This window comes from Litchfieldella anticariensis FP35 = DSM 16096 (assembly GCF_000409775.1).
Lineage (GTDB): Bacteria > Pseudomonadota > Gammaproteobacteria > Pseudomonadales > Halomonadaceae > Litchfieldella > Litchfieldella anticariensis.
In genome coordinates this window covers 1-24,555 of sequence record NZ_KE332396.1, presented here as the reverse complement: position 1 = coordinate 24,555, position 24,555 = coordinate 1, and the positions used below count along the sequence as shown (strand labels likewise).

23 protein-coding genes are annotated in these 24,555 nt (G+C 60.2%); 12 read left to right on the top strand and 11 right to left on the bottom strand.

Annotated elements, in window-relative coordinates; all coding sequences use genetic code 11:
* Nucleotides 1-12: 12 nt before the first annotated feature.
* From nuoH to L861_RS22485, 8 genes are all read right to left on the bottom strand, one after another.
* A complete protein-coding gene (gene nuoH / locus L861_RS22520) occupies nt 13-999 on the bottom strand; it encodes an NADH-quinone oxidoreductase subunit NuoH (protein WP_016418978.1) in 987 nt (328 codons plus the stop codon).
* Nucleotides 996-3,734 carry an NADH-quinone oxidoreductase subunit NuoG gene (nuoG, locus tag L861_RS22515; protein WP_016418977.1) on the bottom strand — a complete coding sequence of 913 codons (2,739 nt, stop codon included), beginning with the start codon at nt 3,732-3,734 and terminating at the stop codon, nt 996-998. Before nuoG ends, nuoH begins: the two co-directional genes overlap by 4 nt.
* 17 nt (nt 3,735-3,751) lie before the next feature.
* Entirely contained in the window at nt 3,752-5,134 is a 1,383-nt protein-coding gene (locus tag L861_RS22510) for an NADH-ubiquinone oxidoreductase-F iron-sulfur binding region domain-containing protein (protein WP_016418976.1), read from the bottom strand.
* A complete protein-coding gene (gene nuoE / locus L861_RS22505; protein ID WP_016418975.1) occupies nt 5,131-5,640 on the bottom strand; it encodes an NADH-quinone oxidoreductase subunit NuoE in 510 nt (169 codons plus the stop codon). Before nuoE ends, L861_RS22510 begins: the two co-directional genes overlap by 4 nt.
* Before the next feature lie 3 nt (nt 5,641-5,643).
* Entirely contained in the window at nt 5,644-7,428 is a 1,785-nt protein-coding gene (gene nuoC, locus L861_RS22500) for an NADH-quinone oxidoreductase subunit C/D (protein ID WP_016418974.1), read from the bottom strand.
* A gap of 51 nt (nt 7,429-7,479) precedes the next feature.
* The gene (locus tag L861_RS22495) at nt 7,480-8,175 is read right to left on the bottom strand and encodes an NADH-quinone oxidoreductase subunit B (RefSeq protein WP_016418973.1); all 696 of its coding nucleotides are present in this window, start codon (nt 8,173-8,175) and stop codon (nt 7,480-7,482) included.
* Nucleotides 8,176-8,237: 62 nt separating this feature from the next.
* Nucleotides 8,238-8,645, bottom strand: a complete 408-nt coding sequence (ndhC, locus tag L861_RS22490; RefSeq protein ID WP_016418972.1) for an NADH-quinone oxidoreductase subunit A — start codon at nt 8,643-8,645, stop codon at nt 8,238-8,240.
* Nucleotides 8,646-8,833: 188 nt separating this feature from the next.
* Complete coding sequence (locus tag L861_RS22485; protein ID WP_016418971.1) at nt 8,834-9,262, bottom strand: YqaA family protein; 429 nt, start codon at nt 9,260-9,262, stop codon at nt 8,834-8,836.
* Nucleotides 9,263-9,340: 78 nt separating this feature from the next.
* Between L861_RS22485 and thiD the strand changes: the two genes are divergently transcribed.
* The 3 genes from thiD (at nt 9,341) to dtd (ending at nt 11,729) form a co-directional block, all read left to right on the top strand.
* Nucleotides 9,341-10,153, top strand: coding sequence for a bifunctional hydroxymethylpyrimidine kinase/phosphomethylpyrimidine kinase (thiD, locus tag L861_RS22480; RefSeq protein ID WP_016418970.1), 813 nt, complete (start codon nt 9,341-9,343; stop codon nt 10,151-10,153).
* A 229-nt stretch (nt 10,154-10,382) separates the two neighbouring features.
* Nucleotides 10,383-11,228, top strand: a complete 846-nt coding sequence (locus L861_RS22475; protein WP_016418969.1) for a universal stress protein — start codon at nt 10,383-10,385, stop codon at nt 11,226-11,228.
* A 63-nt stretch (nt 11,229-11,291) separates the two neighbouring features.
* A complete protein-coding gene (gene dtd, locus L861_RS22470) occupies nt 11,292-11,729 on the top strand; it encodes a D-aminoacyl-tRNA deacylase (protein WP_016418968.1) in 438 nt (145 codons plus the stop codon).
* On the opposite strand, the gene L861_RS22465 is transcribed toward dtd, so the two are convergent.
* Complete coding sequence (locus tag L861_RS22465; RefSeq protein WP_016418967.1) at nt 11,685-13,652, bottom strand: ATP-binding cassette domain-containing protein; 1,968 nt, start codon at nt 13,650-13,652, stop codon at nt 11,685-11,687. The genes dtd and L861_RS22465 overlap by 45 nt on opposite strands.
* Before the next feature lie 56 nt (nt 13,653-13,708).
* Between L861_RS22465 and L861_RS22460 the strand changes: the two genes are divergently transcribed.
* The 7 genes from L861_RS22460 to L861_RS22430 all read left to right on the top strand — a co-directional run bounded on the left by L861_RS22460 (nt 13,709) and on the right by L861_RS22430 (nt 19,920).
* On the top strand, nt 13,709-14,245 hold the full coding sequence (locus tag L861_RS22460; RefSeq protein ID WP_027947802.1) for a TIGR02444 family protein: 537 nt from the start codon (nt 13,709-13,711) through the stop codon (nt 14,243-14,245).
* A gap of 239 nt (nt 14,246-14,484) precedes the next feature.
* Nucleotides 14,485-15,501, top strand: a complete 1,017-nt coding sequence (locus tag L861_RS22455; protein ID WP_016418965.1) for a TRAP transporter substrate-binding protein — start codon at nt 14,485-14,487, stop codon at nt 15,499-15,501.
* Nucleotides 15,502-15,687: 186 nt separating this feature from the next.
* On the top strand, nt 15,688-16,266 hold the full coding sequence (locus tag L861_RS22450; protein WP_016418964.1) for a TRAP transporter small permease: 579 nt from the start codon (nt 15,688-15,690) through the stop codon (nt 16,264-16,266).
* 30 nt (nt 16,267-16,296) lie between these two features.
* The gene (locus tag L861_RS22445; protein ID WP_027947803.1) at nt 16,297-17,583 is read left to right on the top strand and encodes a TRAP transporter large permease; all 1,287 of its coding nucleotides are present in this window, start codon (nt 16,297-16,299) and stop codon (nt 17,581-17,583) included.
* 34 nt (nt 17,584-17,617) lie between these two features.
* Nucleotides 17,618-18,058, top strand: a complete 441-nt coding sequence (locus L861_RS22440; RefSeq protein WP_016418962.1) for a universal stress protein — start codon at nt 17,618-17,620, stop codon at nt 18,056-18,058.
* A gap of 106 nt (nt 18,059-18,164) precedes the next feature.
* Entirely contained in the window at nt 18,165-18,851 is a 687-nt protein-coding gene (bamJ, locus tag L861_RS22435) for a BamJ family beta-barrel-assembly machinery protein (RefSeq protein ID WP_016418961.1), read from the top strand.
* Nucleotides 18,852-18,861: 10 nt separating this feature from the next.
* Entirely contained in the window at nt 18,862-19,920 is a 1,059-nt protein-coding gene (locus L861_RS22430; RefSeq protein ID WP_016418960.1) for an extracellular catalytic domain type 2 short-chain-length polyhydroxyalkanoate depolymerase, read from the top strand.
* Between the two features lie 17 nt (nt 19,921-19,937).
* Here L861_RS22430 and L861_RS22425 read toward each other — a convergent pair whose 3' ends face one another.
* Nucleotides 19,938-20,537 (bottom strand): SCO family protein, encoded by a 600-nt coding sequence (locus L861_RS22425; protein ID WP_016418959.1) that lies wholly within the window; start codon nt 20,535-20,537, stop codon nt 19,938-19,940.
* Nucleotides 20,534-21,046, bottom strand: a complete 513-nt coding sequence (locus L861_RS22420) for a hypothetical protein (protein ID WP_016418958.1) — start codon at nt 21,044-21,046, stop codon at nt 20,534-20,536. Before L861_RS22420 ends, L861_RS22425 begins: the two co-directional genes overlap by 4 nt.
* 117 nt (nt 21,047-21,163) lie before the next feature.
* Here L861_RS22420 and L861_RS22415 point away from each other — a divergent pair, with 117 nt between their 5' ends.
* Complete coding sequence (locus L861_RS22415; RefSeq protein ID WP_016418957.1) at nt 21,164-22,081, top strand: AEC family transporter; 918 nt, start codon at nt 21,164-21,166, stop codon at nt 22,079-22,081.
* Between the two features lie 374 nt (nt 22,082-22,455).
* Nucleotides 22,456-24,432, top strand: a complete 1,977-nt coding sequence (locus L861_RS22410) for a type VI secretion system Vgr family protein (protein WP_016418955.1) — start codon at nt 22,456-22,458, stop codon at nt 24,430-24,432.
* Nucleotides 24,433-24,555: the final 123 nt, after the last annotated feature.

Here is a 24,555-nt window from a genome sequence, read left to right as displayed (position 1 = left end):
GGCCTCCTCGCTTCAGTTGCCGGCCGGCGACACCAAGAGGATCACAGCGCCGGTCAAGAGCAAATTGATCAGTGTCAACGGCAGGCAGATCCGCCAGCCAAAGCTCATCACTCGATCGTAGCGGGGACGTGGCAGTGAGGCGCGCAGCAACACGAACAACACCAGCAACGCCGCGGTTTTGAGCGCGAACCAGACGAAAGGCGGCAGCCAAGGGCCTAGCCAGCCGCCGAAGAACAACGTCACGATCAGTGCCGAGACCAACACCATGCCGATGTATTCACCGATGAAGAACATGCCGAACTTCATGCCCGAGTACTCGATATGGTAGCCATCGGCCAGTTCCTGCTCGGCCTCGGGTTGATCGAAGGGGTGACGATGGGTCACCGCGACACCGGCAATCAGGAAGGTACAGAAACCAAGGAACTGCGGAATGATGAACCACAAACTCTGCTGAGCGGCAACGATCTCGCGCATATTGAACGAACCGGCCAGTGCCACCACTCCCATCAGCGACAGCCCCATGAATACCTCGTAGGAGAGTGTCTGCGCCGTGGCACGCATGGCGCCGAGCAAGGCGTACTTGTTGCCGCTCGACCAGCCGCCCAGCAGCACGGCGTAAACATTGATTCCGGCCATAGCGAAAAAGAACAGCAACCCGATGTTCCAGTCCGCCACGCCCCAGGCAGGGGTCAAGGGAATGATCATGAACGCCAGCAACAGCGACGCCATGGCAATGATCGGTGCCAACACGAACAACGCACGGTCGGCAAAAGGCGGAATCCAGTCTTCCTTGAACAAGATCTTGATCATGTCGGCGACCAGTTGCAGCGAACCGAAAGGCCCGACACGATTGGGCCCGTAGCGATCCTGCCACAAGCCCAGCAAGCGGCGCTCAACCACCGTCATCACAGCACCAAGCAGCATCACGACAACCAGAATCACCAGTGCCTGCGACATGGCGATGAGAACCTCCACGACTGTCGGTGTCAGCCAGCTCATGAGGGGCCTCCCTCTCCTTCGGGCACCTGGGAAAGCCCTGCCCGATCCCCCGTCGCCAGCGCCGCCTCGCACATCGCGGGCACCCCTACCAGGCCACTGGGAAGCGCCGCATCGATCTGCAACGGTAGTATCAGCCTCGATAGTGAGGTTTCCACCACCAGTGAGGTGCCTTCCTTGACCTCGAGCCGCCTGGCATCCTCCCTCGATAGCGTCAACGCCACGGCTGCCGCACGTGCCATGATCGGTGCCACTCGTGACGACGTTTCCTCACCGCCAAACAGTCGAGGCAACACCACGATCTGCCACGCATCGTCGCGGGGCACGAAAGGAGGCGGTATCTCGTCGGCGTAATCGCCGATGCTCTCCGCTGGCTCCAGCAACCTGGCACCCGGATCGCCACCGCGTAGATGGCCACCTACTTCATCGGTGAACTTGTTCCAGGCCTGGGGCGAATTCCAGCCCGGTGCCCACGCAAAAGGCACCTCCCGGCGCGGCCGATCGAAGCCGTAATAACCCTCCATGGAGAAGGTGAAGGGCGTGCCGGGGTCCTGCGGGGGGCGCGGCTCACTGACATCGAGATGAGCACGCATCGACGTGCGACCGCTATAGCGGTGTGGAGCGCGGGCCAGTTTGAGTCCGCTGACCCGATAGTCGGCACCCAGCGAAGCTTCGACGATGCCGGCCAGTGCAGGGTGGCGTCGCGCGCAGTCGCGAGTGACTACATCAAACGTAATATCGGGTACCGCTTGGCGCTTGAGACTCGCACGCAATGCCTGCAACCAACGCCAGCCCTGATGAATTCGCGACTCGGGGCGGTGGTAACGTGGCTCGAACACCTGGAAGAATCGCTGTGCCCGTCCCTCGAGACTGACCAAAGTGCCATCGCCCTCGGTAAAGCTGGCTGCTGGCAAACCCAAATGAGCACGTTCCCAAGTCGGCGTGCGCTGATGATCGAGCACGATCACCGCTTCGGCGGCCGACAAGGCTCGATCGACGCGTTCACGCGGCACACGCCGGTAGAGGTCATTTTCCAACACCACCACGGCATCGGCAGCTCCATCGATCAACTCATCGAGCGCCCATTCCAGCGACCGGCCGTCGAGCAGTTCCACGCCCGTGCTATTGGCCTCGCGACGCACCAAGCTCAAGCCGCCCCGGCGCCCCTTGGTCGCCAGCGCACGTGCGATGTTGCCGGCGGCATCGAGGATTGCCGTCGACTCGAGTGAACCGCCACTGATCACCAACGGGCGTTCTGCCGCCAACAGCGTATCGGCGATCCGTTCAGCGGTCGCTCTCGTACTTTCGTCAATCCCCTCGACGGCGGGTGCTGCCGCGTCAATGGCATGGGCCACCGCGAAGCCCAGGCGTGCGATGTCATCCGGTGCCAGGTGCAGACGACACTCGGCGATATCGTCCAAGCCGGTCGCCGTGGGATAGGCAATGAACAGCGGATGGCGCGTATCTTGTGCCAAGGTCAACACCGCCTCGGCATTCCAGACAGGAATGCCACGGGATTCGGCCAAACTATCGCGACGGGCCAGCACTGCCTGACGCACCGACAATCCCAGCCGTGCGGCGCTCTGAATCAGGTCCTCGCCAAGCACCAGCATGGCATCGTGCGACTCGACATCGCTCAGCGTCGGAGTTGGCAAGCCACAATCGCGATTGAGCCGGCGCATTCGTGCCAGGCACGTCTGCTCGCGCTCGGCGATACCGCTAGAGAAGTTGGCTTGACCGACCAGTTCGCGTAGTTGGTCGTTGCTTTCCAGGCTGGCCCGTGGGGAGCCGATACCGATCACTCGCCGCGCCCCACGTAGTGCATCGGCACCACGATCCAGGGCCTCGTCGACATCGAGGATGATGGTTCCTTCTACCTCGCCGCGCCATTCCGGGCGGCGAGGACGATCGTCGCGATTGACGTAGCCATACCCGAAGCGCCCTCTGTCGCACAGGAAGAAGCGATTTACCTCACCATGATAGCGGTTCTCGATACGCCGGATATCGCCATAGCGCTCGCCAGGGCTGATGTTGCAGCCCACCGCGCACTGGTGGCAGATACTGGAGGCGAATTGCATGTCCCACTTGCGGGTATAGCGCTGCGAATGGGTCTGATCGGTGAACACGCCGGTGGGACAGACCTCGGTCAGGTTGCCAGCGAACTCGTTCTCGAGCACACCCTCGCGATGGCGGCCGAAATAGATGTTGTCGTTGGCACCGAAAGCGCCGAGATCCGTACCGCCAGCATAGTCGCGATAGAAGCGCACACAGCGATAACAGGTGATGCAGCGGTTCATCTCGTGGGCGATGAACGGTCCCAGGTACTGATTGCGATGAGTACGCTTACGGAAGCGATAACGTCGCCGATTATGGCCAGTCATCACCGTCATGTCCTGCAGGTGGCAGTGGCCGCCCTCCTCGCACACCGGGCAGTCGTGGGGATGATGGACCATCAACCATTCGATGACACTGGCACGAAATTCACGGGCTTGTTCGTCCTCGATCGAAATTCGACTGCCATCGGCAGCCGGAGCCATGCAAGCCATGACCAACGATCCTTGGGCGTCGTCAGCATCCCGATACTGCTTGACCGCACACTGGCGGCATGCCCCCACGCTGCCCAGCGCCGGATGCCAGCAGAAATACGGCAGATCGAAGCCCAGCGTCAGGCAGGCCTGGAGCAGGTTGTCCTTCTCGTTGACCTCGTAACTTCGACCGTCGACCTGAATCGTCGCCATCACCGTCACTCCCCGACTCACCGTTCGGCATCGCCTCGTTCCCCGTTGGCCGATAGCGGCCTTTCGGGCATCACGTCATCCTTACCTGGGTGGGCGATACCACGTTCGAATTCATCGCGGAAATATTCGATTGCCGATGCCAGAGGCATGGCCGCGCCAGGAGCATGAGCACAAAAGGTCTTGCCGGGCCCTTGATCCTCGGCCAGTTCCTCTAGTAGCTCGATGTCTCCCGGGATCCCTTCACCACGCTCTAGTGCACGAAGCAGCTTGACCGCCCATGGCAAGCCATCGCGACACGGCGTACACCAACCACAGGATTCGCGGGCGAAGAATTCTTCCAGGTTGCGGACCAGCGAGACCATGCTCTGATCGTCGGCCACCAGCGTGAGAATGCCGGTACCCAGGCGGCTGCCAGCCTGAGCGACAGTATTGAAGTCCAGTGCCAGATCGAGATGCTCGGGTAGCAGGAATCCGGTACTGCCACCACCGGGCAACCAGGTCTTGAGCGTACAGCCGTCATGCATGCCACCGGCACGGTCGAGCAATTCACCCGCCGGAGTCCCCATGGGCAGCTCCCACAAGCCGGTGCGACGCACCTTGCCCGAGACGCCATAGAGCTTGGTACCACCATCATCGCTGCGTTCACCGGAGAGCTGCTGGTACCAATCGGCACCGAAGCGTAGTACCGCCGGCACATTGCACAGCGTCTCGACGTTGTTGACCACTGAGGGCTTGCCCCAGGCGCCGGATTGGCCGGGAAACGGCGGCTTGGCTCGCGGGTTGGCGCGCTGCCCCTCTAGTGAGTTGATCAATGCGGTCTCTTCGCCACAGATATAGCGGCCGGCACCGGTATGCAGAGCGATGTCGAAATCGAAACCGCTACCGGCAATGTCCCGCCCCAACCAGCCAGCAGCCCGCGCCTCCTCGATCGCCCGACTTATCGCCCTTGCCGCCTCGACGTATTCACCGCGCAGGAAGATGTAGCCGTAGAACGAGTCGTTGGCATAGCCGCCGAGGATCATGCTCTCGAGCAGCAGATGCGGCACTTGCTCGAGCAGCAGCCGGTCCTTGAAGGTACCGGGTTCCATCTCGTCGGCATTGCATAGCAGGTAACCGCGCGGCAAGTTTTCTCCCTTGAGCGTCAAGCTCCATTTGACGCCCGCTGAAAAGCCTCCGCCCCCGCGGCCGCGGATATTGGCTGCCTTCAGGGTCTCGATCACCTCATCGGGGCCCTGGTGCCCAAGCACCTGACGCACGACGGCATAGCCGTCCTTGGCGACATACTCGCCAAGGCCAACGCATTCACCATCATCACGCAACCACCAGGTCAGCGGGTGTGTCTCAAGACGTCGCTCATGTGCTGAATGATGCAGCTGGCAGCGATAACGGTTCACTGTCATGGATAACTCTCCAGCAAGTCAGCCACATCCTCTACCGCAACCGGACCGTAGGTATCGTCATCGATCATCAGCACAGGCCCGCTATCGCAGGCCCCCAGACAGCACACCGGTAGCAGCGTGAATCGGCCATCGCTGGTGGTTTGACCAAAGCCAATGCCCAGTCGGCTGGAAAGGGCCTCACGCAGTGCGTCGTAACCGGTGAGGAAACACGAACTGCTGTCACAGACCAGGATCACATGACGTCCCACCGGCTGGCGAAACACCAGACTGTAGAAGGTCGCCACGCCCTCGACCTCGGCAGGCCCGATGCCCAGTGCCTCGGCGATGGCGACGATTGCCCCATCCGGCACCCAGCCATGCCGGCGCTGGACGATCTTCAGCGCCTCGATGCAAGCCGCTTGCGGCTGCTCGTAATGGTCTCGCTCCTGCTCGATGGTACGACGATCTTCAGGATCCAGGACGAAACCGTCGCCATCGCTTGCCAGAAGATGTGAATTTCCATTCATGGGTCAGCGGTCCACGTCGGCCATGACGAAGTCGATACTGCCCAGGTGGGCGATCAGGTCCGATACCAAGCCACCCCGTATCACTACCGGAATCTGCTGCAAATGAGGGAAGCTCGGCGTACGGATACGCGTGCGATAACTCATGGTGCTGCCATCGCTGGTCAGGTAGTAGCCGTTGATGCCCTTGGTCGCCTCGATCATCGACAGCGACTCGTTGGCCTCGAGTACCGGTCCCCAGGAAACCTGGAGAAAGTGAGTGATCAAGGTCTCGATGTGCTCTAGCATGCGTTCGCGAGGAGGCGGCGTGGTCAACGGGTGGTCAGCCTTGTAATCGCCGGCAGGCATGTGGTCGACGCACTGCTGGATGATGCGCAGACTCTGACGCATCTCCTCGATACGGATCCAGCCACGATCGAAGACATCGCCATTGGCAGCCACCGGCACTTCGAAGTCGAATTGCTCGTAACCGGAATAAGGGCGCCGTTTGCGCAGATCGAAATCGAGACCGGTGGCGCGTAAGTTGGGACCGGTCACCCCCCAGGCAAGCGCCTCTTGGGTGTTATAGGCGGCAATGTGGCGGGTGCGATCGCGCACGACGGCGTTGTCCATCATCGCTCTTTCGTATTCGCGCAGCCGTTTCGGCATCCAATCGAGGAATCCTTGCATCAGCCGATCCCATCCCCGTGGCAGGTCCTGGGTTACCCCCCCGATGCGGAACCACGACGGGTGCATGCGAAGCCCAGTGATCGCCTCGATCACCTCATAGGCCTTCTGGCGGTCGGTGAAGGTGTAAAACACCGGCGACATCGCCCCCAGGTCTTGCAGGTAGGTACCGAGAAACAGCAAGTGACTATTAATGCGAAACAACTCGGTCAGCATTATCCGAATGGCCTTGACCCTCCCCGGTACTTCGATACCGGCGAGCTTCTCCACCGCGAGCACGTAAGGCAGGTTGTTCACCACTCCGCCGGTGTAGTCGACCCGATCGGTATAAGGGATAAAGCTGTGCCATGACTGACGCTCGCCCATCTTCTCGGCACCGCGATGGTGATAACCGATATCCGGCACACAATCGACGATCACTTCGCCATCGAGTTGCAGTACGATACGGAAGGCACCATGGGCCGAGGGATGGTTGGGACCGAGGTTGAGGAACATGAATTCGGTGTCATCGCTCTCGCGACGCATGCCCCACGCTTCGGGGTCGAACTGCAGCGCTCGTTGCTCCCTGTCCTGACCCTCGACGGTCAGGGTATAGGGATCGAACTCGGTAGCCCGTGCCGGATAGTCCTTGCGCAACGGATGCCCTTGCCAGGTCGGCGGCATCAGGATACGTGTCAGGTGTGGGTGGCCTCGAAAGTCGATGCCGAACATGTCCCACACCTCGCGTTCGTACCAGTCGGCATTGGGGTATAGCGAAATGACACTAGGCAGTTCCAGATCACCCTCACGCAGCGCGACCTTGAGCATGACATCGCGATTTCGCGATACCGACAGCAAATGGTAGAAGACGGTGAAATCCGACTCGGGCAACCCCTCACGCCGCGTGCGCAGGCGTTCGTCGATCGCCGATAGATCGAACAGCATCTCGAAAGGGTCGGGCATATCGCGCAGGAAGGCCAACGCCTCACTTAGCACGTCGCGCGATAGCCACACCACCGGAATCCCGGTCAGGGTGGCTTGCTCGTGAATCCCCCGTTCACCGAAGCGCTGCTTGAGGGCAACGACGATGGGATCGTTCGTCACCCCCTCACCAGCCACAGCGCTTGTCGATATCTCCAGGTTCATCGATGGCACCCCGCTCCCGTTCGAGAATCCATGACAATAGTCGCTGTCGACTCAAACACTATCGGGCTTGCGCAACTCAGTAGCGTGAATGCGGCGCTCGCGTAGTGTCTCGCGCCGCGAGGGCAGCTCAGCACGATAGATACCCTGATCGCCAACCACCCATGACAGTGGTCGGCGTTCCTCCTGAATCGAGTCCTGCAACAGACGCAAGCCCTCCAGAAACGCCTCCGGCCGTGGCGGACAACCCGGGACATAGACGTCTACCGGCAGAAACTTATCGACCCCTTGTACCACCGAATAGATGTCGTACATCCCCCCTGAATTGGCACAGGAACCCATCGAGATCACCCACTTGGGTTCGAGCATTTGGTCGTAGAGCTGCTGGATTACTGGCGCCATCTTGATGAAACAGGTACCAGCGATGACCATGAAGTCCGCCTGGCGAGGGGAGGCGCGAATCACCTCCGAACCAAAGCGGGCAATGTCGTGAGGTGCGGTGAACGCCGTGGTCATCTCCACGTAGCAACACGACAGGCCGAAGTTGTATGGCCACAGGGAATTCTTGCGGCCCCAGTTGACGACCGCATGAAGCACTTCGTCGAGCTTGCCGGTGAAAACGTTTCGCTCGAGTTGCTGCCTCATCGGCTCTTCGACACGACGGCGTTCGCCGAGGGGATAGCGGGCGTTTCCCGCCTCGGCTGCGTCAGTTGCCAAGACATCATCGGCACGCGTCAAGGTATACGGCATGCGACTCCTCCAACACGGGACATGTCATACCTCGCTCTGGCCTGCCCCGGGATGCAACGGCATCAAGTACTACGATCGGAAAGACGGTGACGCGGCGCCCAATCCAAGGCACCGACGCGGCTATCGTAGATCAGGCCGGCGAGCAGAATGATGATGAAGACCGCCGCCCCCCAGAAGCCGGGCCATCCCACCTCGTGTATCGCAACGGCCCAGCCGAACAGGAATACGGCCTCGATATCGAAGATCACGAACAGCATCGCGACCAGATAGAACTTGACGGAGAAGCGTTGGCGGGCACTACCGGCTCCGACAACGCCGGACTCGAAAGGCAGGGACTTGGCACGTCCCCAACTGCGACCACCCAACAGACTGGCGACTCCGGCCGCGACAGCACACAGTGTCAGTACGGCAAGGACGAACAGCCCCACCGCCCATTGCTCGGCAATCAATGCGGTGGTGGTTTGGCTCATGCCTCTCCTCGCTAGTCCACCGGCCCGCCCCCTGCATGGCGCTACCACAATATTGGGGCTGCACAACATTGGGTCAGCGCAACACTGGAGCAGGCTCCTTAAGAAAACGTCCCTGATTTCCCGATTGGGGACGGCTGTTCTTGAGCGTAGGAGATGACGAAGGATTTGTCAGAGATACCCCGTGACGATCAGCACAGCGGCACCAACCACACCTCGGTCAGCCATAGCACTACCGCATAACGTGTACCCTTGGCCAAAGCGATCAGTAGCACGGCCTTCCACCAGGGCAACCGGAAGATCCCGGCCAAGACGGTGAGCGGGTCGCCGATCACCGGGACCCAGGAAAGCAGCAGGCTCCACTCGCCAAATCGGTGATACCAGCGCTCGGCCCGCGCCAATCCCTCGGCTGAGGCAGGAAACCAGCGGCGGTCTTGGAAACGCCGCGCATAACGCCCCAACCACACGTTGATCAGACTTCCCACGGTATTGCCGGTGGTGGCCACCAGCCATAGCACCGCGGCTGGTTCACCAAGGCACCACAGGCGTGCCAACCATACCTCAGATCCACCAGGCAGCAGCGTGGCACTGGCCAGTGCCACCACGAACAGGCTCAGCATGGCCGCAAAGGGGTGAGTGGTAGTAGGCTAGAGGTCTCGCTTGCCGATGACCGTTTCCGCGACTCCAAGATGACCGACATGTCCGCTTCCCGTTCGATTCCCAATGTCCTGACCATCGCCGGCTCCGACCCCAGTGGTGGTGCTGGTATTCAGGCCGATCTCAAGACGTTCTCTGCACTGGGCGCCTATGGTACCAGTGTGATCACCGCCCTAACCGCCCAAAACACCCGCGGCGTCACCGGCGTCCACCCGATACCGGCTGATTTCATTGCCACCCAGCTCGAGACCCTGTTCGACGACGTGGCCATCGACGCGGTGAAGATCGGCATGGTGGCAAGCCGCGATGTCGCCGAGACGATACGCGAGGCATTGACACGCCATCGGCCACGCTGGATCGTGCTCGACCCGGTCATGGTCGCCAAGAGCGGCGATGTCCTGGTAGACGATGCCGGCATCCGGGCCGTTCGCGAGCTCCTGGTGCCATTGGCCGATCTGATCACCCCCAACCTACCCGAAGCCGCGGTGCTGCTCGACACCACGACGCCCAATACTCCCGACGCCATGGAAGCCCTATTGCCACAGCTGACATCACTGGGCACTCGCCATGTACTGCTCAAGGGCGGTCACCTGCGTGGAGAGCGTTGCCCCGATCTGTTGGTCAACAACGGCCAGGCACAATGGCTGGACGGCCCACGCATCGCAACCGATAACCTGCATGGCACCGGTTGTTCGCTGTCCTCGGCGATCACCGCCTGCCTGGCCCACGACGATGACTTACCCACAGCCGTCGCCCAGGCTAAGCGCTGGCTCAGTGCAGCACTGGAAGCCAGTACACGGCTCGATGTCGGCCGCGGTCATGGTCCGGTGCATCATTTCCATGCCTGGTGGTAAGACTCGACACAAGTGCTCGCCGAGCCCAGTGGTTTTTGGTATCGAGTCCAACCAATTCACCTTGCAGGACACCCCCTGTACCACCATGCTGAAGGCTGCGTGACTGCGATCCCGACTCATCCGGGCTGCTGCGACAGGGGCGCTAAACAAGATTAAGACACGAGCGGCGTGCCACGCAGCGACGTTGTGCAGGTAATCATTCAGCGGTTCCACGAGGGAGGGAGACGCCATGACCAAGACCCTGCTGTTCGCCTGCGATCTATCCGCCGAGAATCGCGCTGCCTTCGCCAGGGCCATACGCCTGGCTTACGAAACTGGCGCTCGTCTGGATGTGGTGCATGTGCTCGACCCCCATCTGCCGCGCCAGGCACTGCACGACCTGGAGCAGGCGGTAGTGGCCGAAATGGAGAGCATGATGAGCGATATCCGCGAGGATTACGCCCTCTCTTCACCCGCATCACTGATTCAGACCGTGGCTGGCGCGCCCTACGCCGAGATCATCCGCGAGGCGCACGAGCGCGAAGTCGACATGATCATACTCGGCGCCCATCGCAAGCGTGGACAACCGGATCTGGTCAGTGGCACGACCCTTGCCCGGGTGCTGCGTGGCGCCCCTTGCCCAGTGCTCTCGGTCAGCCATCCAGCCACTCAGGACTGGCAGGATATCCTGGTACCGGTAGACTTCTCCCTGACCTGCCGTCATACCCTGCGCGAGACACTCAAGCGCTTCCCCGAGGCCAGGCTCACACTGCTGCACGCCTGGGACATCCCTGGTGAACGCGAACTCGGTTCAGACAGCGACTACGCCCGCTGGAGAGACCGTGAAGTCGAGCGACTGCGCGTGCAGCTCGAGCGCGAGATCGATCATATGATGGCCGATTTCGACGATGTCCCCGAATTGGAGTTGAAGCTCGAACAGGGCGACCCGCTGGAGGTGTTGATGAATCATTTGCGGCGCCAGCCACCGGACCTGTTGGCGCTGGGCAGTCGTGGTCAATTGGGGCGCCAAGGGCAGCTTACCGAACAACTGCTGGCCGAACCCCACTGCGACATCATGGTGTGCCGCGCCTGGTAAAGCTTCGCTTCACCTGCTTCGTGTTACTCTCTCGGCCTGATCCATCATCGGGACGAGGGCAGCATGCGCGCATTGATTCAACGAGTGAGGCGAGCCAGTGTCGAGGTCGAAGATCGTACCGTTGGTGCCATCGACCAAGGCCTGCTGGCACTGGTTGGCGTGGAAAAGGGCGATGACGAGGCGCGTGCTGACAAGCTGCTGCACAAACTACTGCATTACCGCGTATTCAGCGATGACGAAGGCAAGATGAATCTCGACCTGCAGCAGGTCAACGGCGGCTTGTTGCTGGTATCGCAGTTCACTCTGGCCGCCGATACCCATAAGGGCCTGCGTCCAAGTTTCTCCAGCGCCGCCCCGCCTGCCGAGGGTGAACGCCTGTTCGCCTACCTCGTCGCCAAGGCCAGGGAGCGCTGGCCACAGGTCGCCACCGGCGAATTCGCCGCCAACATGCAAGTCTCACTGGTCAACGACGGGCCGGTGACCTTTCTGCTGGAAAGTTGAAAGCTCGGCCGCTTCCAATGCCTCTGCGGCATCCAACCACTGTTGTTCGAGCACTTCGAGGCGCGACTTGAGCTCTCCCTGGCGGGCCAGCATCTCGGTCAATTCGTCTCTGCGCGTCTCGTCGGTATAGAGATCGGCATCGCCCAGCCGTGCCTCGACCTCTTCCAATGCCGTCACCACCTTGGTCATCTCAGCCTCGGCGCGATCACGTTCGCGCTTCAGCGGACGCAACTTCTCACGCAACTCGGCGGCAGCCCGTCGAGCGGTCTTGCGATCCTCGCGGGACGCTGAGTTCTCCTGGCGTTCGGCCTTGTCCTGGCGCGCCTCTCGTCGCTCGCCTTCCAGACGCGCCTTGAGCCAGGCGCGGTAGTCGTCGAGATCACCGTCGAAGGGTGCCACGCGGTGGTCGGCGACACGCCAGAATTCGTCGACTGTCGCTCGTAGTAGATGGCGGTCGTGAGAAACCACGATCACCGTGCCTTCGAAGCCAGCCAACGCCTCCGTCAATGCCTCGCGCATTTCCAAATCGAGATGGTTGGTAGGCTCGTCGAGCAGCAACAGGTTGGGCTTCTGCCAGGCCACCAGCGCCAAGGCCAGGCGAGCTTTTTCTCCTCCCGAGAAGCATCCCACCTCCCCGAACACATCGTCGCCATGGAAGCCGAAACCGCCTAAAAAGTTGCGAATCTCCTGATCACTGGTCGTGGGTGACAGGCGTTGAACATGTAGGAAGGGAGTTGCCGACAGATCCAACCCCTCGACCTGGTGCTGAGCAAAGTAGCCAATGGCCAGGTTCTCACCAGGTACCCGTTTTCCAGCCAACAGTGGCAGCTCACCGGTCAGCGACTTGATCAGCGTCGATTTACCAGCACCATTGGGTCCCAGCAGGCCAATGCGTTGCCCGGGCAACAGGGTCAGCTTAACGTGGTCGAGTTGAGCGTACTCACTCTCCTCCGCTCGATAGCCAAGACGCGCCTCGTCGAGCACCAGCAAGGGGTTGGAGGTCTTGTCCGCGGCCGGAAAGGTGAAATGGAACGGCGAGTCGACGTGCGCTACCGCGATGGTTTCCATGCGTTCGAGCATCTTGAGACGGCTCTGTGCCTGGCGAGCCTTGGTGGCCTTGGCACGGAAACGGGCCACGAAACGCTCGATCTCCTCGCGCCGCGCCTGTTGCTTGGCAGCTTCCGCCTGCTGCTGGGCGAGCTTTTCCGCCCGAGTGCGTTCGAAGGCAGTGTAGTTGCCGCGGTAGGTCACCAGCCTGCCTTGATCGAAGTGCACGATGTAGTCGCATACTGCATCAAGAAAGTCGCGATCGTGGGAAATCAGCAACAGTGTGCCGGGATAGCGGATCAACCACTGTTCGAGCCACAACAAGGCATCGAGATCGAGGTGGTTGGTCGGCTCATCAAGCAACAGGATATCGGAAGGCATGAACAGGGTTCGCGCCAGATTGACGCGCATACGCCAACCACCAGAAAAGTCGGAAAGCGGACGTTCCAGGTCACCCTGTACGAAGCCCAGCCCCACCAGCAACTGCGACGCGCGCGCCGGGGCACTGTAGCCGTCCAACGCTTCAATACGGCCGTGAAGCTCGGCCTCGCGATGAACATCGCCACTGGCCTGAGCTTCCAACAGGGCTCGTTCAGTAGCACGCAGTTCCCGGTCGCCGTCGAGCACGTAATCGACAATGGCGCGGTCGAGTGCCGCCACTTCCTGTTCCATGTGGGCAATGCGCTGCCCACCAGACATTTCCACTTCCCCCTTGTCCGGCGTCAAACCGCCAAGCAATAACTGGAACAGGCTCGATTTGCCGGCGCCATTGGGGCCGACGATACCGGCCTTGTGACCGGCATGCAGGGTCAATTCAGCATTCTCGAGCAGGATCTGGGTGCCGCGTTGCAGAGCAACCTGGCGCAATGCGATCATTCGAACTCCACTCGGCAGTACGTAATAGCTGCCTTCACTCGGTCGACAGCCGTGATATGAACAGCGATTCTACCCGATTGCGCGACACTCTGCGGCCCCTCCTCACCGCTGACTCTCTATGGAATTTCGCGCTGGCGCTCTATGGCCGTGCGGGCGTGGAAGCGGCTTGCCTGCAACTACAAGACGAAGCAGGCGTGGATGTCTGCGAGTTGCTGTGGCACTGCTGGCTGTATCATCACGGCCTGATGGTCATCAGCGAACCCAAGGGGCTGGAAGAGGTCCGTCGATGGCAGCGAGGCGTCACTGAGCCACTGCGCCAGCTACGCCGAACACTCAAGACGGAAGCGCAAGAAAGGCAAGAAATAGCTGACGTACGTTATCACCTGAAACGTGCCGAGCTTGCCGCGGAGCGGGAAACGTTGGAACGGCTGCAAGCCCTGGTCACGACCGGACACCACCTCAAGGTACTCTCCAGTCCCCCGCCCAGTCTGGAAAAAACCCTGGCAAATGCCTTGAAACTGCAGAAAAAATCGCATCTTTCGGCGTTGAAAACCCTAGAAACCCGCCTTGACCCCCCCTCTCAGCCACGCTAGCCTCAATTAAGCAGAGTCTATTGATTTTCCTGTAATTCAGACCCAAGGAAGCGCTGAATAAATCGGCGAGCATGCTTAAGCGCAAGGCGCACGGAGCACAGGAGCCGGAGCATATTAGGTATATGTGAGGATTCCGAGCACCGCGCAACGCAGCGATTGAGTAGCGCAGACATTTATGCAGTGTTTCCCAAACGCAGGCTCAAATCCGTCGCCACTATATGGCTAAGGGGAACAGAATAATGAAGGTGAAAAAACTACTGACCACCGCGAGTGTGAGTGCCCTGGTACTTGGCATGTCTGCTGCGGCCTATGCCGATAACTGGCGTTATGCCCACGAAGAATACGAGGGAGACGTTCAGGATGTCTTTGCCGTCGCCTTCAAGGAATATGTCGAGGAGAATTCCGACCACACCGTACAGATCTATCGCTTTGGCGAACTGGGTGAATCCGAAGACATCATGGAACAAACCCAAAGCGGTATTCTGCAGTTCGTCAACCAATCCCCCGGCTTCACTGGTGCCTTGATTCCTGCGGCTCAGATATTCTTCATTCCTTATCTGATGCCCACCGACATGGAAACGGTGCTCGAGTTCTTCGACAAGAGCAAGGCCATCAACGAGATGTTCCCCGAGCTCTACGCCAACCATGGCCTGGAACTGCTGAAGATGTATCCGGAAGGGGAAATGGTCGTCACCACGGATGAGCCGTTTACCACCCCCCAGGATCTCCAGAACAAGAAGATCCGCGTCATGACCAACCCGCTGCTGTCGGAGACCTATCGCGCCTTCGGTGCCACCCCCACGCCGCTTCCGTGGGGCGAGGTCTACGGCGGGCTGCAGACCGGCGTCATCGACGGCCAGGAGAACCCGATCTTCTGGATCGAGTCCGGTGGCCTGTATGAAGTGTCGCCCCACCTGACCTTTACCCACCACGGCTGGTTCACCACCGCCATGATGGCCAACAAGGACTTCTTCGATGGTCTAGGCGAGGAAGACCAGCAGGTGATCCGTGACGCTGCCGATGCGGCCTATGATCACACCATCGAGCATATCCAAGGCTTGGCCGAGGAGTCGCTCGACAAGATCCAGGAAGCCTGCGACGAGTGCACCGTCACGCGTCTGAACGAGGAACAGACCCAAGCCTTCAAGGAGCGTGCCCCCCAGGTCGAAGAAGCCTTCCTCGAGATGACCGGCGAGAACGGCAAGAAATTGCTGGAGCAGTTCAAGGCCGACCTCGAAGCCGTCACCGGAGAGTAATCACACCCGATGTCATACACAGGGGGCAGCCATTGCTGCCCCTTTGTATTCGTCATCGGCGCAGCGTCCACCAAGCGTTGAGGACGCTCGCTACTCGCTGGCGCATTTCGATTAGCCTTGAAACATGGTGATACCGGCTGCCCACAAGGGTTTCGCTAAATGGTTTGCTGAAAGGAGTGCGGTTTCATGTCCGACGAAGATTCAGAAAAGCACTACCGATCTGGCCTGCCGGGCTTCCTGGGGACTATCGATACCGCTATCAGTCGTATTGAGTCGGTCATCCTTGCTCTCGGTGTGCTGTTGATGGCCTTCAATACCATCGCCAATGTCATTGGGCGCTTCGTGTTTGGCCAAAGCATCTTTTTTTCCGGAGAAATCAATCGCATCCTGATCATCATGATCACCTTTGCCGGCATCGGGTATGCCGCTCGCCACGGTCGCCATATCCGCATGTCGGCGATTTACGATGCCTTGCCGGTAGGGGGGCGCAAGGCCTTGATGATTTTCATCTCGCTGTTTACCTCACTGATCATGTTTTTCCTGCTCTATTATTCGATCATCTATATTCTCGACCTGTACTCACGGGGACGAATCCTGCCCGCTCTGAGCTTTCCCATCTTCATCATCTATGTCTGGGCGCCGATCGGCTTTCTGATCACCGGCATTCAATATCTGCTGACCGCGATCAAGAACATGAGAACACGAGACGTCTACCTTTCGACCTCGGTCGTCGATGGGTACAAGGATACGGAAACGGAAGTCTGAAGTAGGGTTATCGGCCCGGAGGAACGCTCAATGACAACGATAATGGTCTCCACCATGATAGTCCTGCTGCTGCTGGGCTTCCCGATGATGATTCCGCTAATCACGGCAGCGGCTATCGGCTTCTACATGATGTTCAACGGCTTTGGCCAGATGGATACCTTGATCCAACAGATGATGGCCGGTATTCGCCCCGTTTCCTTGATTGCGGTCCCGATGTTCATTCTGGCCGCCGACATCATGACCCGCGGTCAGTCGGCCAATCGACTGATCGATATGGTCATGGCCTTCATCGGCCATATAAAGGGCGGCTTGGCGGTGAGCACAGCGGCTTCCTGCACATTGTTCGGCGCTGTCTCCGGCTCGACCCAAGCCACGGTGGTGGCGGTTGGCTCGCCATTACGCCCCAAGATGCTAAAGGCCGGCTATTCCGACTCCTTCACCCTGGCGCTGATTATCAACGCCAGCGACATCGCCTTTTTGATCCCGCCAAGCATCGGCATGATTATCTACGGTGTCATCTCCGGCACTTCCATCGCTGAGCTGTTCATCGCCGGTATCGGCCCAGGGTTGCTGATCCTCGTCATGTTCTCGGTGTATTGCGTGATCTATTCGATCATCAAGGACGTCCCTACCGAGGCCAAGGCATCATGGAGAGAGCGCTTGACTGCCGTGCAACAAGCACTATGGCCGTTGGGTTTCCCGGTGATCATCGTCGGCGGTATCTACGGCGGTATCTTCAGCCCCACTGAGGCCGCTGCTGCCTGCGTACTCTATGCCATCATCCTGGAGTTCGTGGTGTTCCGCTCACTGAAGTTGCCAGACATTTATGCCATCGCCAAGTCCACCGGCTTGATTACTGCCGTGGTCTTCATCCTGGTCGGCGTCGGCAACAGCTTCTCATGGATCATTTCCTTTGCTCAGATTCCCCAGCAGATCCTCACCGCCGTGGGCATTCAGGAGGCCGGCCCAATCGGTGTACTGATCGCCATCTGCGTGGCCTTCTTCGTCGCCTGCATGTTCGTCGACCCGATCGTGGTGATCCTGGTGCTGACTCCCATTTTCGCCCCGGCCGTGGAAAGCACCGGGCTCGACCCCGTACTGGTGGGTATCCTGATCACCCTGCAGGTGGCGATAGGCTCGGCGACACCACCCTTTGGCTGTGACATTTTCACCGCCATCGCCATCTTCAAGCGACCCTATTTCGATGTGATCAAGGGCACCCCGCCATTCGTCTTCATGTTGATCCTGGCTGCAGCGCTGTTGATCATGTTTCCACAGATCGCCCTGTTCCTGAGGGACCTGGCCTTCGCCGACTAGGGGTTATCCGAAAACCGCATGAAGGGGCTGCGTCATGTTCAAGAAGATTCTGGTGCCGGTCGATGGTTCGAAGGGCGCTCTGGCAGCGCTGGACAAGGCTGTCGAGCTACAAAAACTAACCGATGCCGAGTTGTACATATTATGTGTGTTCAAGCACCACAGTCTTCTCGAGGCATCGCTGTCGATGGTGCGCCCCAAGAAACTCGATATCCCCGACGACGCCCTCAAGGAATATGCCACCGAGATCGCCGTTCAGGCCAAGCACGAGGCCATTGAGCGTGGCGCTGATAAGGTACGGGCCTTCGTCAAGGGTGGCCGCCCCTCCAGCACCATCGTGCGCTTTGCCAGAAAACGCGATGTCGACCTGATCGTGATCGGTTCTCAGGGCACCAATGGCGATAAGACGGCTTCCATTCTGGGCAGCGTTTCCCAGCGAGTCGCCAGCATGGCCAAATGTCCAACACTAGTGGTATGACGAGAGCACTCCTCATGCGTTGACAGCCCAAGCTCGGGATGCGGAACCCAGTGAGTCCTGATAGAGTCCGAAAGGTTTACCTACAATCACGCGTTAAGGACCTTCAATGAAAACACTGGTGACCGCCGCCGCCCTTGGCACCCTGCTGAGCGCTTCGACTTTCGCCCTGGCCGAGGCGCCGCAGAGCGAAGAAGCCAAGCTCAGCTACAGCCTGGGGGTGACCCTGGGACAGAGTCTGGTACAGGATGTCGCCGATCTCGATCTCGATGCCTTCACCCAAGCGATCGAGGATGTCTACGCAGGCAATGAACTGGCCATGAGCGAAGAGGAAATGGCCGAAACTCTGACTCGCTTCCAGCAACAGGCCATGGCAGAACGTCAGCAGCAGGCCGAGAAGCTCGCTACCGACAACCAGGCCGCAGGGGAAGCCTTCCTCGCCGAAAACGCCGATAAGGAAGGCGTCGAAGTCACTGACTCCGGTTTGCAATACAAGGTACTGGAAGAAGGAGAAGGTGCCTCTCCTAGCGCGGAGTCAGAAGTCGAAGTGCACTATGAGGGCAGCTTGCTCGACGGTACCGTGTTCGACAGCTCTTACGAGCGGGGCGAGCCGGTCAGCTTCCGGGTCAATCAGGTCATCGAAGGCTGGCAGGAAGCACTACAGATGATGAGTGTCGGTGATACGTGGATGCTCTACATTCCGCCGGAACTGGCTTACGGTTCACGCGGACAGGGTCCCATTGGCCCCAACGAAACCCTGACATTCAAGGTCGAACTGCTCGACGTCAGCGAATGATACCAACCGCATGAGGTTTCCTCTCGCGATAGTCGGCCTGGCGCTGGGTCTTGTCACTCAGGCCATGGCCGACGATTCGTCGCTCTCACCGTTACCCGTACTGACGGTAGATCCCGATGCCATCAGCATCGTCGGCGTCTCCTCGGGAGGCTACATGGCGACACAACTGGCGGTCGCCTTTCCCACCCGTTTCCATGGTCTGGGGGTGTTTGCTGCCGGCCCATGGGGTTGTTCTCGCGGTGACTTGAGTCGTGCCCTCGGGCAATGCATGTTGACCCGCCTAGGCCCCCCCGACCTGGCCTTGTTGGCCGATCGGCGAGACGCTTATCAGGCCGATGGCCTGGTCGGGCCAGGCCGGGAGCTCGCCGACCAGCGGGTCTACATCTGGCATGGGAGTGCCGATACCACCGTCGATCCTAGCCTTGGCGAAACACTTGCCGAGCAATATCGCGCCTGGCTTGACGACGGCGACGAGCAGTTACGGCTGGATATAAGCGAAGGCGCCAGTCACGGTTGGCCGGTACGAAACCGTGACAACGGCCCCCCTATGGCCGACTGCACCGACAGCGGCAGCCCTTATCTGTTGGATTGCAACGAGGATGGTGCAGGTGAAGCGTTGACTTGGCTATACGGCGACCTGGAAGCCCCGCAAGAGCCGCATCGCGGCATGCTATGGACATTCGATCAAGCCCCCTTCGAAGGTGGTCGTGGCTTTGATGAACAAGGCTATTTGTTCGTGCCCAAGACTTGCGAAGAAGGAGCCGAATGCGGCCTGGTGGTAGCCTTGCATGGCTGTGAGATGGGACGCGAGCGTATCGGCGAGACGTTCGCGCGATACAGTGGGCTCAATGAGTGGGCCACCGCCAACGAACTGGTAGTGCTCTACCCCCAGGCGAGATCCAGCCTGCCCAACCCCCGAGGCTGTTGGGATTGGTGGGGCTACGCCGAAAGCACATGGCAACTCCACCCCATCCACGATACTCGAGAAGGTCGGCAAGTCAGCGCCATCATGGATATGGTCGAGCAACTCGCTGGCCTCTCACCTCCCATAGAGCCGGGACACCACTAAGCGCCCCAGACATGACGTCAGCCACTGGCTCCCAGCTCTTCCTCCAGCGCCGCGATCAGCCCATGGGGATTGGGTGAATACAAGACACGCTGACGAATCCGGCCCTCTCGATCGACCAGATATAGCGAGGAGCTGTGATCGACGGTGTATTCCATCTCGGAATCCTCCATCTCCACCTTGCGCCAGAAAATGCCATAACGTTCGGCGATATCCTCGAGCTGTGCCTGGCTGCCACGAGCGCCGATGAAAGATTCCCCGAAATAGCCGACATACTCCTCCAGGCGCTCGAGCGTATCGCGTTCGGGGTCAACGGTGACCAACACTGGCACCACACGTGCTGCCAGGTCACTATCCAAACGCTGCAACGCCTGACGCACCACGGTCAAGGTCATCGGGCAGACATCCGGACAGTGGGTATAGCCGAAGAACAATACGGCCAGTTGGTCATCCTCGAGCTGTGCCAATGAAAAATCGCCCTGTGTCGAAGGCAAGGCTACTTCGCCCCCCACCGGCTCATCGCTACTGGAAGCCCGATGTTGCTGAAAGGCCCATACAGCCATCGTCACGACGACCAGAAAAGCCGCGCCAAGCCCCATCCAGAGCTTTTGTCGCTTCATGACGATCTCCTTCTGATGTCGAAATCGAACCAGCTACCCTTGCGCCCTTCGGCAGTCTCGACGATCACTTGAGCTCGCCAGGGCATGGCAGCTTCGGTACAGGCACCGAGTTGACCATTGCCCCGGAAGCGACCATCACCCTGGGATGCCAAGGGAAAGCGGTTGAACCCCATACTCATGCTGCGCCCGACGAACTCGACCGTCACCGTTTCGGCTTCGATGCCCTCGAGACGGACCTCGATCGGTAGGACTTCCAATGCCTGCAAGTCGTCTTCGATTTCCAGGACGAGACGAGCATTCAGGCCCAGACTGGCCTCACAAGGTTCCTGGTGCAAGTCGCAGGGCATGGTCGGTGGATACCAGGTGATGTCCTCACTATTGCCACGCACGTAATAGTCGATGAGATACCACAGTGCCACGACCACCGTGATCAGGGTGACCACAATCAGTAAATTGAGCAGTGGCGAGCGCGGCGCATCATCATCCGGGTGCGACCTAGGGGGTGTCATCACGGCGAAAGAATTACTCCAGAAACCTCATTGGAACGGTAAGCTTATCAGTTCTTACTTGCACAAGGACTGCGAATGGATGTCGCAGTCCAGCCACATCCCGTAAGAGGAGGCGACATGACTGGCGTCGACAACGCCCTTGGACCGTTGTTTCTGCTGATTCTACTCGGTGTCGTATTGGGTTGGCGACGTCTTCCCGGAGGGGATTTCTGGCCTCAGCTCGAGCGCATCATCTATTTCCTGCTGTTTCCGGCCATGCTGGTCTCCACGCTGGCCACCGCCGATGTCAGTCAGGTACCGGTAGTGCGTGTGGCTATCGCACTGCTCGGCGCCATGCTGCTCTTTGCCGTTTGCCTGTGGGGGCTACGTTCTCGATTGCAGCTTGAAGCGCCAGCCTTCACCTCGGTCTTTCAAGGGGCATTACGCTTCAACACCTATGTCGGCGTGGCAGGAGCCAGTGCCCTGCATGGCAGTACCGGGGCCACCGTAGCCGCTGTGGCCGTAGCGTTGATGGTGCCGGTGGTCAATGTGTTATGCGTGGTGAGCTTCATTGCCGCCGGCACCTTGGGCCCTGCCAGCCTCGGCCGTAGCCTGACCGCGCTGCTCCGTAATCCGTTGATCATTGCATGCGTGGCCGGTATCACCTTGAATCTCAGTGGCATCGGATTGCCGGGCTGGAGCGAAGCCAGCGTCTCGCTACTCGGCCGTGCCGCACTGCCGTTAGGCCTGGTGGCCGTTGGCGTGGCACTTCGCCCCAAGGCGTTGACCCGCCTGGACCGGGGGGTGTGGACAGCCAATCTGGTAAAGCTGGCGCTGATGCCAGCGCTGGTACTCGGACTGGCCATGGTACTGGGGCTCGATCCGATCAGCCGTGATATCACCCTGTTGTTCGCTGCCCTGCCCACCGCCACATCCGCCTATATCCTTGCCCGCCAACTCGGCGGCGATGCTGAACTGATGGCCGCACTAATCACTGGCCAGACCCTGCTGGCGATGCTGACACTGCCACTCTGGCTATCGTTGACGGGAGGATAGCCATCACAAATAAAAAATATTCTCGTTTAGCTTGACGCCACAAATGAGAATGATTATCTTAAAACCGTGGCGCTCGCCAGGCGCCGCACCCATCGCAGAGGATGTCAGGTTCTCTGCCATGGTTTCTCCTCATCAAGCTAGTCACGGTCTTGACGCCACCCACTGGGTGGCGTTTTTTTGCTGCTGACGCCCTACTCTCGGACTCGGACACTCGGCCTGAGTGGTGCTTGTAAGATATCACCTACAACATGTAGGAGATTTGCCACTGACAGCACACTTGGGCCGTTGTTAAGCTGCCACGCAAATAAGCGATCGCTTCATATCAAGAAAAAGAACCGACAATACGGTTGTTCGAACGCAGGGAGGCGTTGATCATGGCCCAGACCGGCCTCCAGTTTACCCTTCAATTGACCGGCGCCGAAGACCTGGCACTAGCGGTCACCAAGTTCAAGTACACCGAGCACCTATCGCGGCCATTCGAGTTGACGGTGACCTTCGCCAGCCGCGATACCGAGCTTTCCGCCGAGGACTGGTTGGACCGCGAGGCAAGCTTCACCATCTGGCAGCGCGGTGACGTACGGCGTCATCTCCATGGGGTGGTGTGCGCCTTTCGGCGTGGCGACCCAGGACATCGCCGCACCTACTACGACGTGGTGATCCGACCGGCCATACGGCGGCTTGGCTTGTTTCACGACTGCCGTCTCTTCCAGGATCTGAGTGCTCAGACGATCATCACCCAGCTCTGCCACGAGGTGGGCATCACCGACGTCACCTGGGCGGTGACGCGGGAACTGCCGGTCAGAGAGTATACCGTTCAATACCGAGAAACGACGCTGGCCTATCTCGAGCGTCTGGCGGCCAGTGAAGGTCTGGTCTACTTCCACGAGTTCGAGGGTGACGCCCACCGTCTGGTGTTCACCGACGATCCCCAAGCGCTGCCACGCCTGGGCGAACGCCCCTACCACAGCCGTGCCGGTGGCAGCGCCGCCGCCCATCATGTGCATCACCTGCAGCGGCAGTCGCGTATCAGCCCGGCCAGCGCCACGCTCGAGGACTGGTACTTCAAGAAGCCAGCCTACCGACAGCACCACACTCAGGACACCGACGAATCCCGACTCGAGGGGCAGCGTGCCAACTACACCCATTACGACTGGCATGGCGGCTTCAAGGCCGATGAGCCGGGCCGGCGACTGACCCGCTACCGCCTCGAGCACTTGCGCGGCGATGCCCTGGTCGCCACGGGCAAGAGCGACCTCGCCGAACTACGCCCCGGCGTGCGCTTCGACCTGACCGGCCACGATAGGGACGACATGAACCGCGACTGGCAGGTGATCGGCGTGGTTCATGAAGGCACCCAGCCCCAGGCCGCCGAAGAGGAGGCCATCAATGCCACGTCAGGCGCCACCACCTACGGCAATACCCTGACGCTGACCCCCGGTGACCAGGCATGGCGCACCGACCCCACCCCCAAGCCGCGTGTCCACGGACCGCAGATGGCCACCGTCGTCGGCCCCGAGGGCGAGGAGATCTACGTCGACGAATTCGGTCGCGTGAAAGTGCGCTTTCACTGGGACCGCGACGCCACCCCCGACGAAGCGGCCAGCGCCTGGATCCGGGTCGCCCAGGGCTGGGCCGGCAGCGGCTACGGCGTCATGGCCATCCCCCGTATCGGCATGGCCGTGATCGTGGACCACCTGGAGGCGGACCCCGATCAGCCGATCATCATCAGCCCGGCTTACCATGCCACCAACGTCCCGCCCTACGCCCTCCCCGAGCACAAGACCCGCACCGTCATCAAGACCAAGACTCACCTCGGGTCAGGTTCCAACGAGCTACGTTTCGAAGACGCCAACGGTGCGCAACAGATCTACCTGCACGCCGAACGCGACCTCGACCTCAAGGTCAAGCACGACCGCTCGGAAGAGATCGGTCACGACCGTCACCTCAAGGTGCACCACGACCGCATCAGCGAGATCGAGCACGACGACCACCTGAGCGTGCAAGGCGAGCGGCGCACCGAGATCCACGGTGACGACCACCATATCGTTCGCGGCACCCACCACGAAAAGGCCGAGCGGGCGCTCCTGTTCGAAGGCGGCCAGCACGTACACCTCAAGGCCGGGGCCAAGCTGGTGCTCGAAGCCGGCGGCGGTTGGCTGCGCGTCGATGGCAGCGGCGTGACCTATAGCCCCACGCTCACCGAAGCCGGCGGTGGCAGTGCTGGCGGCATGGGCCAGCAGGCCCTGCCACCCAACGGCGCCGTCGACGTCGAGACCACCCCCGCCCCGCAGGCGTTGGAGCGTGCCATCCGGCGCGAGCGAGCGCTATGCCCGGTGTGCGAGGAAGGCTGATCAGAATGACACCCATGAGTGAGGAAGCGACCACGAGACCGGGCGCCACCGATCCGTTGGGGTGGGACCGACATTCCTCCCGGCCACGCGCAAGAGGCCAAGAGCCTCCTGGACGATTGGCTG